This window comes from Streptomyces sp. NPDC058375 (genome assembly GCF_042723425.1).
Classification (GTDB): domain Bacteria; phylum Actinomycetota; class Actinomycetes; order Streptomycetales; family Streptomycetaceae; genus Streptomyces; species Streptomyces durocortorensis.
The window spans coordinates 1-11,074 of the sequence record NZ_JBHXJG010000242.1; the positions used below are offsets into that span (position 1 = coordinate 1).

Below are 11,074 nucleotides of genomic sequence, written 5' to 3' on the forward strand. Positions count from 1 at the left end.
GGGCCCTTCCCGCCCCCCCCCCCCACTCGTTCAGGGGTCCCCGCCGGCTACCGCCACGCACCCACAACCCGCCGCACCCCACAAGCCGCGGGGCCGTGGGGGTGTGTCCCCGTCGGCCCGTCGCGCCGAGCCGTGCGGCCGTGCCGTCAGGCGTCGACCTTCTCCATGACCTCGTCGGACACGTCGAAGTTGGCGAAGACGTTCTGCACGTCGTCGCTGTCCTCCAGCGCGTCGATGAGCTTGAAGATCTTGCGTGCGCCCTCTTCGTCCAGCTCGACCTGCATGGTCGGCAGGAAGTTGGCCTCGGCGGAGTCGTAGTCGATGCCCGCCTCCTGGAGCGCGGTGCGCACCGCGACCATGTCGGTGGCCTCGCTGACCACCTCGAAGGTTTCGCCGAGGTCGTTGACCTCCTCGGCGCCCGCGTCGAGGACCGCGCCGAGGACGTCGTCCTCGGTCAGCTCGCCCTTGGGCAGGATCACGACGCCCTTGCGGTTGAACAGGTACGAGACGGAGCCCGGGTCGGCCATGGAGCCGCCGTTGCGGGTCATCGCGACACGTACGTCGGATGCGGCGCGGTTGCGGTTGTCGGTGAGGCACTCGATGAGCACCGCGACACCGTTGGGGCCGTAACCCTCGTACATGATCGTCTCGTAGTCGGCGCCGCCCGCTTCGAGACCGCCGCCGCGCTTGACCGCGGAGTCGATGTTCTTGTTCGGGACGGAGCTCTTCTTCGCCTTCTGGATGGCGTCGACGAGCGTGGGGTTGCCGTCGGGGTCGACGCCGCCGGAGCGGGCCGCGACCTCGATGTTCTTGATCAGCTTCGCGAAGAGCTTGCCGCGCTTGGCGTCAATCACGGCCTTCTTGTGCTTCGTCGTAGCCCATTTAGAGTGGCCGGACATCTGCCTTCTCCTTCGCGTCACCAAAATCGAGTCGAACCCGAGAGATCCTACCGGGGTCCGCTCACTTCACTGCGCGCACCATGTCCACGAACAGAGCGTGCACGCGATGGTCGCCGGTCAGTTCGGGGTGGAACGAGGTGGCGAGGGCGTTTTTCTGCCGTACGGCCACGATGTGCCCGCCGTGTTCGGCGATGACCTCGGTCTCGGCCCCGACGGACTCGACCCAGGGCGCACGGATGAACACCCCGTCCACCGGGCCGCCTTCGACGCCGCCGACCTCGACCGCGGCCTCGAACGACTCGTTCTGCCGGCCGAAGGCGTTGCGCCGCACGATCATGTCGATGCCGCCGACGGTCTCCTGGCCCGAAATGGGGTATCCCCTGCTCGAACGGAGTTGAGAGCTTGGGGAAGGGTCGAGGATCTTCTCCGCCAGCAGGATCATGCCGGCGCAGGTGCCGTAGACCGGCATCCCGGCCCGGACCCGCTCGCGCAGCGGCTCCATCATGCCGAAGAGGACCGCCAGCTTGGACATGGTGGTCGACTCGCCGCCCGGGATGACCAGGCCGTCGACCTCCGCCAGCTCCTCGGGGCGCCGGACCGGCCTGGCCAGGGCATCCGCCGAGGCCAGGGCGATCAGGTGCTCCCGTACGTCGCCCTGGAGAGCCAGGACGCCGATCAGGGGGGTGTCGCTCATCAGTGGTTACCAGCCGCGGTTGGCGTAGCGCTCGGACTCGGGCAGGGTGTCGCAGTTGATGCCGACCATGGCCTCGCCCAGGTTGCGGGAGGCGTCCGCGATGACCTTCGGGTCGTCGTAGAAGGTGGTGGCCTTCACGATGGCGGCGGCGCGCTTGGCCGGGTCGCCGGACTTGAAGATGCCGGAGCCGACGAAGACGCCCTCCGCGCCGAGCTGGCGCATCAGCGCGGCGTCGGCCGGGGTGGCGACGCCGCCGGCGGAGAACAGCACGACGGGCAGCTTGCCGAGCTCGGCGACTTCCTTGACCAGCTCGTACGGGGCGCGGAGGTCCTTGGCGGCGGCGTACAGCTCGTTGTTGTCGAAGCCGCGCAGCCGGGCGATCTCGTTCTTGATCTGGCGCAGGTGGCGGACGGCCTCGACGACGTTGCCGGTGCCGGCCTCGCCCTTCGAGCGGATCATGGCCGCGCCCTCGGCGATCCGGCGCAGGGCCTCGCCCAGGTTGGTGGCGCCGCAGACGAAGGGGGTGGTGAAGGCGAACTTGTCGCTGTGGTTGACCTCGTCGGCCGGGGTGAGGACCTCGGACTCGTCGATGTAGTCGACGCCGAGGGACTGGAGGACCTGGGCCTCGACGAAGTGGCCGATGCGGGACTTGGCCATGACCGGGATGGAGACGGCCCCGATGATCTCCTCGATCATGTTGGGGTCGGACATCCGGGCCACGCCGCCGTCCTTGCGGATGTCGGCCGGCACCCGCTCCAGGGCCATGACGGCCACGGCGCCCGCGTCCTCGGCGATCTTCGCCTGCTCGGCGTCGACGACGTCCATGATCACGCCGCCCTTGAGCTGCTCGGCCATGCCGCGCTTGACGCGGGCGGTGCCGGTGGCGGGGGACTCGGCGGACTGCGGGGTGCTGGGAAGCGTGGACACGGGACCTCACTCGGTGAAAGACGCTGGATACTGCATCGCCGAGCAAACGCTGTGGGACCAGGCCACAGCAAGGGCCAATGAACAGGCCGTGGATCGTTTTGGCCTGGGATCGTGTTCCAGCTCGGAGGCTCTCAGGTGCCCGGGCGGTCCGCGAGGGCCACCGGCGGGGCGTCGTCCATCTCGAAGGCGAGCGGGAACGGCGCGTGCCCGGCGAGCCGGAGGAGCCGGACGGTGCGGTGCCGGCGCAGGGCGCGGGCGGCACGCACGGCGTCGTTGTGGAAGCGGCGGGCCATGGGCACACGGCGTACGGCGGCGGCCAGTTCGGTGGCCGCCTCGACGCCTCCGGGGATCTCCTTCACCGCGTCGACCTGGGCCGGTTCGCCGAAGACGGCGCGCAGGGCGGTGCTCAGTTCGCTCTCGGCGACCTCGCGATGGTCCTCCTCGGCCTGCCGGGCGGCGTGCGCGGCCTCGTACAGGACGATCGAGGCGGCCGGGTCCAGGACGCCGGAGGTGGCCAGCTCCTGGGTGACCGAGGCGCGGCGCAGCAGTTGGGCGTCGAGGGCGGCGCGGGCGGCGTCGATCCGGGAGTGCAGGCGGTCGAGCCGGCCGGCGGTCCAGCTGAGGTACACGCCGATCGCGATGACGGCGAGGACGATCCAGACGATGAGGGTTACGGTCACGGGCCCACACGCTACCGTCGCCGGTGGCCCCCGCTTCAACGGGACGACGCCGAGGCCGCGTACCGGAGCCCGGCCCGCGCCACCGTCAGGCGCGGGCGCCCGGCTCTCAGTCCCTGGCCAGCCCGAACCGGGACCGCAGCCCCGGGCGTTCGTCCGCCGCGACCGAGGCGGCCCCGTCGGTCACCGTCTCGTACACCGCGAGGATGTCGGCTCCCACCGTCGTCCAGTCGAAGCGCCGTACGTGGGCTCCGCCGCGCTCGCGCAGGCCCTTGCGGCGCTCCGGGTCGCCCAGCAGCCGGATCGCGGCGGCGGCCAGCGCGTCGGCGTCCTCGTTGGCGAACAAGTCGCCCGCCGCACCCTGGTCCAGGACCTGCGCGAAGGCGTCCAGGTCGCTCGCGAGGACCGGCGCTCCGGCCGACAGCGCCTCGACCAGGATGATCCCGAAGCTCTCGCCGCCGGTGTTGGGGGCCACGTACACGTCGACGCTGCGCAGCAGCCGGGCCTTGTCCTCGTCGCTGACCATGCCGAGGAACTCGACGCGTTCGCGCAGCTCCTTGGGCAGGGACGCCACCGCCTCCTCCTCGTCGCCGCGCCCGGCGACCAGCAGGCGGGCCTCGGGGCGGGCGGCGAGGATCGCGGGCAGCGCCTTCATCAGGACGGGCAGGCCCTTGCGGGGTTCGTCGATGCGGCCGATGAAGCCGAGCGTCTGCCCCTGCCACTCGGCCTTCGGCTCGGCGTCGGCGAAGAAGCCGACGTCGACGCCGTTGGGGATGACGACGGCGTCCCCGCCGAGGTGCTCGACCAGGGTGCGCCGGGCGTACTCGCTGACCGCGATCCGGGCGCTGATCTTCTCCAGCGCGGGCTGCAGGATCGGGTATGCGGCGATCATCGCCCGCGAGCGCGGGTTGGAGGTGTGGAAGGTGGCCACGATCGGCCCCTGCGCCGCCCAGCAGGCCAGCAGCCCCAGCGACGGGGAGGTCGGCTCGTGGATGTGGATCACGTCGAACGTGCCGTCGTGCAGCCAGCGCCGCACCCGGGCCGCCGACAGGAAGCCGAAGTTCAGCCGGGCGACCGAGCCGTTGTAAGGGACCGGTACGGCCCGGCCCGCCGAGACGACGTACGGAGGCAGCGGCGTCTCGTCGTCGGCGGGGGCCAGCACGGAGACCTTGTGGCCGAGCCGGATCAGGTGTTCGGCGAGGTCCCGGATGTGGAACTGCACGCCGCCCGGTACGTCCCAGGAGTACGGGCAGACGATGCCGATCTTCACGTGGGTTCCCCCTGGGGGTCCAGGTCGTCCAGCCAGAGCCGCTGGAGCATGTGCCAGTCCTCCGGGTGCTCGGCGATGCCGCCGGCGAAGGCGTCGGCCATTGCCTGGGTCATGGCGGCGGTCTTCTCGGCGCGGGTGCCCTCCTGCGGCACGTCGACCGCCGGATGGATACGCCCGCGCATCACCGGCGTGCCGTCGTACCAGAGGGTCACGGGCAGCAGCTTGGCGCCCGTCTGCTGGGCGAGCAGCGCCGGGCCGGCGGGCATCCGGGCGGTGGCGCCGAAGAACGACACCTCGGCCCCGGAGGCGGAGAGGTCCCGGTCCGCGACGAGGCAGACCAGGCCGCCCGCGCGCAGCCGCCGGGCCAGGGTCCCGAACGCGGCCCCGCCGCTGTGCGGCAGGACCTCCATGCCCAGGCCCTCGCGGTAGGCGACGAACCGGTCGTAGAGCGTCGCGGGCTCCAGGCGTTCGGCGACGGTGGTGAAGGGGATCTTCAGGTCGGTGGTGGCCCAGGCGCCGGCGAGGTCCCAGTTGGCCAGGTGCGGCAGGGCAACGATCACGCCCTTCCCGGCGTCCAGGCCCTCGGTCACATGGTGGACGTCCTGGACGTCGATGCTCGCCTTGATCCGCTCCGGGCTCCAGGTCGGCAGCCGGAACGACTCCATCCAGTAGCGCATGTACGAGCGCATCCCGGCCTTCGACAGCTCGGCCAGCCGCTCCGGGCCGGCGTCCGGGACGACCCGCGCCAGGTTGGACTCCAGGCGCAGCACGCTCTTGCCGCGCCGCTTCCAGACCTGGTCGGCGATGGTGCGGAAGAGGCGGGCGGCGGCGGGCTCGGGCAGCGTCTTGACCGCGCCCCAGCCCAGCCCGTACAGCCCGTCGGTGAGCCGGCCCTTCAGATCGGACGCGCCCGCGCTCACCGGTCGGCCTCGCTCCCCTGGCCCGACGCGGGGCCCGAAGCGACCGGGCCCCCGTTCGCGGCCTCGGCGGCGTCCGCCTCGGCCGACTCGCGGCGTACGGTCACCACCCGCTGGATCAGCGTCACGAGGCTGCCCGCGGCGACGATCCACAGCGCGATCGGCAGCAGGACGTCGATGCCGGGGACGCCGAACGTGTGCAGTCCGGCGAGACCGGCGGCGACCAGCGAGATCACCAGCCGCTCGGCGCGCTCCACCAGGCCGTTGACCGCGACCGGCAGACCGATCGACTCGCCGCGCGCCTTCGTGTACGAGACCACCTGGCCGCTGGCCAGGCAGAAGATCGCGACGGCGCACAGGATGTTGTCATCACCGCTGCCCGCGTACCAGAGGGCGAAGCCGGCGAAGATCGCCCCGTCGGCGACCCGATCCAGCGTCGAGTCGAGGAACGCGCCCCACCGGCTGGAGATCCCGGCCTGCCGCGCCATGTTGCCGTCGACGAGGTCGGAGAAGACGAAGATCGTGATGACGATCGTGCCCCAGAAGAACTCCCCCATCGGGAAAAAGACCAGCGCACCTGCCATCACTCCGGCCGTGCCGATGAGAGTGACCGCGTCGGGGCTGACCCCGAGGCGGAGCAGCAGAGCGGCGAACGGTGTGAGGACACGCGTGAAGAATGCACGCGCGTACTTGTTCAGCATGGCCTTCCCGAGGGTTCGGTTCGCCGAGCGGCCCCTTCGGCCACCGGCTGGCCCATCGTAGTCACCGCCGGTGCCTTCCACCGGACGGGCACCCGCCGCCGGGTGTCCCCCGGGATCCGGCCCCGGCCGGACGGCTCCCGTGCGCGACCTATGGACGAGGTCCCGCCGCGGTGCCAAGCTCGAAGGACCGCGGGCGTCGCCGAGACCGCCGCGGCGGCCTCCCCGCCCCGTCACCACCGCTGCTCCGCGCGCGGTCGCCCTCCCCCGCACCGCGCCATCGACCGGGAGGCACGCACGATGGGCGACAAGGCACACGCACACCCCGGAGCCGCCACAGGAGCACCGATGGCCGGCCACCCCTCCGTCGTACGGAACGTGGTGCTGGTCGGCCCCAGCGGATCGGGCAAGACCACGCTGGTCGAGGCGCTGGCCCTGACGGCGGGGGCGGTGAACCGGGCCGGCCGGGTCGAGGACGGGGCGACCGTCTCCGACTACGACGAGATCGAGCAGCGGCGACGGCGTTCCGTACAGCTCTCGCTGGTCCCGGTGGCCTGGGACGGCTGCAAGATCAACCTGCTGGACACCCCCGGCTACCCGGACTTCGTCGGGGAGCTGCGGGCCGGTCTGCGCGCGGCGGACGCGGCCCTCTTCGTCGTCTCGGCGGCCCAGGAGGCGGAGTCGGTGGCCGCGACCACCCGGGCCGCGTGGGAGGAGTGCGCGCTCGTCGGCATGGAGCGTGCGATCGTCGTCACGCACCTGGACACCGCCCGCACCTCGTTCGACGACATGACCCGGATCTGCGCCGAGAACTTCGGGGGCGAGGACCCCGACGCCGTACTGCCGCTGTACCTGCCCGTGCTGGGGCCCGAGGGCGCCGACGGGCACGCCCCGTTGACCGGGCTCACCGGGCTGCTGAGCCGGCGGATCCTCGACTACTCCCCGGGGGAACGCACCGAGCTGCCGCCCGCGCCCGACCAGGAGGAACCGCTGCGGGCCGCCCGGGACCGGCTGATCGAGGGGATCATCGCCGAGAGCGAGGACGAGTCCCTGATGGACCGCTACCTCGGCGGCGAGGACATCGACGTCGCGACCCTGATCGCCGATCTGGAACGGGCCGTCGCCCGGGGCGCCTTCCACCCCGTCCTCACCGCGGCCCCGGCGGCCGAGGGCGCCCGCCAGGGCATCGGCACCGTCGAGCTGCTGGAGCTGATCACCCGCGGCTTCCCGACCCCGCTGGAGCGCACCCCGCCCGTCGTCACCACCCCGGCGGGCAAGCCCCGGCCCGCACCGGCCTGCGACCCGGAGGGCCCGCTGGTCGCCGAGGTCGTCAAGACCTCCTCCGACCCGTACGTGGGCCGCGTCTCGCTGGTCCGCGTCTTCTCCGGCACCCTGCGCCACGACGACTCCGTCCACCTGTGCGGCCACGGCCTGGACGCGACGGGGCACGCCCCGCGCCCCATCCACGAGGCGGAGATCCGCGTCGGGGCGCTCACCTCGCCGTTCGGCCGCCGGCAGAACGCCCTGGACCGGTGCGTCGCGGGCGATCTGGCGTGCGTGGCCCGGCTCGGCGAGGCGGAGACCGGCGACACCCTCTCCCCGGCCGGCGACCCCGTCCTGATCGAGCCCTGGTCGACGCCGGACCCGCTGCTCCCGCTGGCGGTGCGGGCACACGGCAAAGCGGACGAGGACAAACTGTCGCAGGGCCTGGCCCGGCTGGTCGCCGAGGACCCCACGCTGCGCCTCGAACAGAACCCGGACACCGGCCAGGTCGTCCTGTGGTGCCTGGGCGAGGCCCATCAGGAGGTGGCCCTGGAGCGGCTGCGCAACCGCTACGGCGTCCAGGTCGACGCGGAACCGCATCGCGTGCCGCTGCGCGAGACGTTCGCCGGGCGGGCCGCCGGGCGCGGACGGCACGTCAAACAGTCCGGCGGACACGGCCAGTTCGCGATCTGCGAGATCGAGGTGGAGCCGCTGCCGCCGGGCTCCGGCATCGAGTTCGTCGACAAGGTCGTCGGCGGTGCGGTGCCGCGCCAGTTCATCCCCTCGGTGGAGAAGGGCGTGCGGGCCCGGGCCGCCCGGGGGCTGGCCGCCGGGCACCCCTTGGTCGACGTACGGGTCACGCTGCTGGACGGCAAGGCGCACTCGGTGGACTCCTCGGACGCCACGTTCCAGACCGCCGGGGCGCTCGCGCTGCGCGAGGCCGCGGCCGAGGCCCGCATCCAGCTCCTGGAGCCGGTGTGCGAGGTGAGCGTCCTGGTCCCCGACGACTGTGTGGGCCCGGTGATGAGCGACCTCTCGGGGCGGCGGGGCCGGGTCGTGGGCACCGAGCAGAGTGCGGGCGGGCGCACCCTCGTACGGGCCGAGGTGCCGGAGATCGAGGTCGGCCGGTACGCGGTGGACCTGCGCTCCCTGTCGCACGGCACCGGCCGCTTCGACCGCGCGTACGCCCGGCACGAGGCGATGCCGCCGCAGATCGCCGACCGACTCCGCGCCGAGCAGGCGAACGGGTCACCCGAGGCGTGACCGGCGAACCGGCCGCCCCGGCGCCGACCGGCAGGCGGGCCCCCGGCGCGTGACCGGCGCACTGTCGCACTCGCCGTCCGCGACCACGCCGGTGACGGGTGGTGGTGTGATCCGGACGATACGCTGTGGTCGCAGCTCAGAAGGTATGCCGCGTACGGTAGTTGGGCACACCGCAGGAGCAGACGTGCGGCGAGTGGGGGCGACAGGTGGCCAGCGACGGATTCGACTTCTCACCCGGGGCCCAGATCCCGGTCCAGGGCTCGGGCAGCCAGACCGTGGCGACCAATGCCCTGGCCTCGGCGGCGTATCGGGACAGCCCGGTGGAGACGATCCTCGACGCCAACAGCGAGTGGCACAAATCGCAGGTGAAGCCGGGCTCCTCCAAACTCTTCAAGTCCGGCTACTTCAAGCCGAATCTCGGTGAGGCGTTCGCCCGCGCCGTCCAGGAGCGCATGCTCGGCGGCGCCCGCAAGGCGCTGATCCAGTCCTTCGGCACGGACCCGCAGACCGTGGTGGAGCACTGCCTGTCGGCGAACAACCTGCGCAAGGCCCGCGACAGCCGGCTCACCCTGGTGACCGTGGTGTTCGGCGTGCTGTTCCTGCCCGGCATGCTGGCCTGGGTGATCGCCTTCCGGATCCGGGACGCGCTCGACAAGTCCAAGGACACGGCGTTCCGCGCGGTCGGCACGGTGCTCCTGGCCGCGTTCGGGATCGGCGCGCTGGTCCTGATGGTCAAGCTCCCCCTGGACGGGCTGCTCGCGCTCTACGTCCGGGGCGCGCTCGTCGCCCCGGTGATCGGCTGGGTGCTCGCCAAGCGGATCGCGGAGACCTCGGCCAGGGACATGCGGGCCCGCTGGGAAGGCCTTCTCTCGGGCACCGGGGTGATCGCGAAGATCCCCGAGGCGGTCCCGAAGAACCCCAACGAGACCGCCCGCGAGGCCCTGCGCCAGGGCCTGGAGAAGCTGTCGGCCGAGCAGCAGTCGAACGCCGTCTTCTACGCCGGCCCCAAGGGCGTCCTCGGGATGGGCACCCGCTGGGGCAGCTGGCAGCTGGCCGAGGAGCTGCTCCCGAAGGACCCGACGAAGGAGATCCACCAGTTCCGCAGCTGGGACCTGATCCGGATCATCCACGACCAGCTGAAGATGCTGGAGCGCGGACCGCTGAACACCGGCGGCTTCCCGAAGCCGTCCGTGAAGCACTGGATCGTCTCGCCCATCGGGGAGAACGCCGACGCCGTCACGCGCCCCGAGGGGGAGGACGTCGCCACCTTCCAGGTGAAGCCCCACGAGATACAGCGGATCTGCAACCACCAGCAGTTCGGCAGCGGCGACCGGCACTACCTGGGCGTCCAGTTCACCCTGTGGGACGGCCAGTTGGTGATCACCATGATGATCACCGTGACCGTGCTCCACGAGACGCTGCGCATCGAGGTCACGGGCCACGCGCTGGGGCCGGTGCACAGCCTGTTCCTCACCAAGCCGGCGGCGAAGACGAAGACGGTCAACAAGACCGTCCGCTTCTGGGAGACCCGGGACGTCCCACTGGCGCTGGTGGACGCCAAGGAGGTCGTCCGGCTCGCGCTGCGGGCCCCCCTCACCTGGTATCCGCCGCTGCTGGACTACCTGGGCGGGAAGATCGTGCTGCCGGAGCCGTTCGGGCTGCGGCACGCGTGGGCGGCCAAGCCGTGGAACCACCGCTTCATGGCGGACGACGCGATGCGCGCCGCCACCCCGGTGCTGCGGGCGGTCCACTCGGCGGCGATGCGGGTCCTCGCGGAGAACGGCGTCGACACGGAGCGCTTCGACAACCGCTCGATGATACTGAGCGGCCTCGTCCAGGACCCGGCCCCGCGCAAGGCCGACGTCTACGACGCGTAGGTGCACTACTCGCGAGCGTGGTTGACACTGCTGCGACGTCGGGCAGCGGTTCGCTTTGTGCGCCACGGTTGTGGCGGCGGTCGAGGAGTGGCGTCGCAAGGACGTCCAGGCGGGGCGGGTGACGAAGGTAGCGCGGGCGAGGTCGGCGTTGGACAGGCCGGGGCGCGCGGTGGGGACTTCCAGGCAGGCGTACTGCGGCACGGTAAGACCGTGCGCGCGCAGCGCCTGGTCCATGGCGGTCCCGACTTCATCGCCTTGCAGGTCCGGGACCTGGAGGCGGCCGCCGAGTTGTGCGAGAAGAACCTCGGCCTGCGCCGCGCCCCCGCCTCCCCGCCCCACGCGGTTGTCTTCGACACCAAGCCGGTGGCGCTGGCCGTACGCGACCCACTGCCCGGCACCGACCTGGACTCCGGCCGTCCCGGCCTCGGGGTTGCCCTGGTTCTCCACCCCCGAAACCCAGGCTTTCCACGACCAGCTCAGCGCCGACGACGTCAAGATCCTCACCTCGATCTCGGACAGCCCGTTCGGCGCCCCGCCGCCGGCACGCCGAGGCGGTACGGCGAAGGGGAGGTGCCGCCGGAGCGATTCC

Annotated in this window: 9 protein-coding genes and 2 pseudogenes; 3 read left to right on the forward strand and 8 right to left on the reverse strand. The window is 72.0% G+C overall.

Translation table 11 applies throughout. The features are described from left to right. Nucleotides 1-146 precede the first annotated feature (146 nt). The 7 genes from ACFWM7_RS28700 to pgsA all read right to left on the reverse strand — a co-directional run bounded on the left by ACFWM7_RS28700 (nucleotide 147) and on the right by pgsA (nucleotide 6,085). Nucleotides 147-899 carry a YebC/PmpR family DNA-binding transcriptional regulator gene (locus ACFWM7_RS28700; protein ID WP_205083000.1) on the reverse strand — a complete coding sequence of 251 codons (753 nt, stop codon included), beginning with the start codon at nucleotides 897-899 and terminating at the stop codon, nucleotides 147-149. Between the two features lie 61 nt (nucleotides 900-960). Further along, nucleotides 961-1,593 (reverse strand): pyridoxal 5'-phosphate synthase glutaminase subunit PdxT, encoded by a 633-nt coding sequence (gene pdxT / locus ACFWM7_RS28705; protein ID WP_383265858.1) that lies wholly within the window; start codon nucleotides 1,591-1,593, stop codon nucleotides 961-963. A 6-nt stretch (nucleotides 1,594-1,599) separates the two neighbouring features. After that, nucleotides 1,600-2,520, reverse strand: coding sequence for a pyridoxal 5'-phosphate synthase lyase subunit PdxS (pdxS, locus tag ACFWM7_RS28710; RefSeq protein ID WP_003970325.1), 921 nt, complete (start codon nucleotides 2,518-2,520; stop codon nucleotides 1,600-1,602). A 131-nt stretch (nucleotides 2,521-2,651) separates the two neighbouring features. Further along, nucleotides 2,652-3,200: a hypothetical protein gene (locus tag ACFWM7_RS28715; protein WP_383265860.1), complete on the reverse strand. Its 549-nt coding sequence runs from the start codon at nucleotides 3,198-3,200 to the stop codon at nucleotides 2,652-2,654. A gap of 106 nt (nucleotides 3,201-3,306) precedes the next feature. Further along, nucleotides 3,307-4,467 (reverse strand): glycosyltransferase family 4 protein, encoded by a 1,161-nt coding sequence (locus ACFWM7_RS28720; RefSeq protein ID WP_383265863.1) that lies wholly within the window; start codon nucleotides 4,465-4,467, stop codon nucleotides 3,307-3,309. Continuing rightward, nucleotides 4,464-5,387, reverse strand: a complete 924-nt coding sequence (locus tag ACFWM7_RS28725) for a phosphatidylinositol mannoside acyltransferase (protein WP_383265865.1) — start codon at nucleotides 5,385-5,387, stop codon at nucleotides 4,464-4,466. Before ACFWM7_RS28725 ends, ACFWM7_RS28720 begins: the two co-directional genes overlap by 4 nt. Continuing rightward, nucleotides 5,384-6,085 carry a phosphatidylinositol phosphate synthase gene (pgsA, locus tag ACFWM7_RS28730; RefSeq protein ID WP_383265868.1) on the reverse strand — a complete coding sequence of 234 codons (702 nt, stop codon included), beginning with the start codon at nucleotides 6,083-6,085 and terminating at the stop codon, nucleotides 5,384-5,386. The genes ACFWM7_RS28725 and pgsA overlap by 4 nt, the downstream gene beginning before the upstream one ends. A gap of 297 nt (nucleotides 6,086-6,382) precedes the next feature. Here pgsA and ACFWM7_RS28735 point away from each other — a divergent pair, with 297 nt between their 5' ends. Continuing rightward, nucleotides 6,383-8,608, forward strand: a complete 2,226-nt coding sequence (locus tag ACFWM7_RS28735) for an elongation factor G-like protein EF-G2 (RefSeq protein WP_383265870.1) — start codon at nucleotides 6,383-6,385, stop codon at nucleotides 8,606-8,608. A 206-nt stretch (nucleotides 8,609-8,814) separates the two neighbouring features. After that, nucleotides 8,815-10,485, forward strand: coding sequence for a hypothetical protein (locus tag ACFWM7_RS28740; RefSeq protein ID WP_383265872.1), 1,671 nt, complete (start codon nucleotides 8,815-8,817; stop codon nucleotides 10,483-10,485). A 114-nt stretch (nucleotides 10,486-10,599) separates the two neighbouring features. Here ACFWM7_RS28740 and ACFWM7_RS28745 read toward each other — a convergent pair. Beyond that, nucleotides 10,600-10,719, reverse strand: a pseudogene (locus tag ACFWM7_RS28745) (MarR family transcriptional regulator); the annotation flags it as partial. Here ACFWM7_RS28745 and ACFWM7_RS28750 point away from each other — a divergent pair. Further along, nucleotides 10,711-11,074 (forward strand): annotated as a pseudogene (locus ACFWM7_RS28750) (hypothetical protein); the annotation flags it as partial. The pseudogenes ACFWM7_RS28745 and ACFWM7_RS28750 overlap by 9 nt on opposite strands.

Coding starts and splice junctions, on each gene's coding strand:
- pdxT (WP_383265858.1), bottom strand. CDS start 1,593: ATGAGCGACACCCCCCTGATCGGCGTCCTGGCTCTCCAGGGCGACGTA.
- ACFWM7_RS28700 (WP_205083000.1), bottom strand. CDS start 899: ATGTCCGGCCACTCTAAATGGGCTACGACGAAGCACAAGAAGGCCGTG.
- pgsA (WP_383265868.1), bottom strand. CDS start 6,085: ATGCTGAACAAGTACGCGCGTGCATTCTTCACGCGTGTCCTCACACCG.
- ACFWM7_RS28735 (WP_383265870.1), top strand. CDS start 6,383: ATGGGCGACAAGGCACACGCACACCCCGGAGCCGCCACAGGAGCACCG.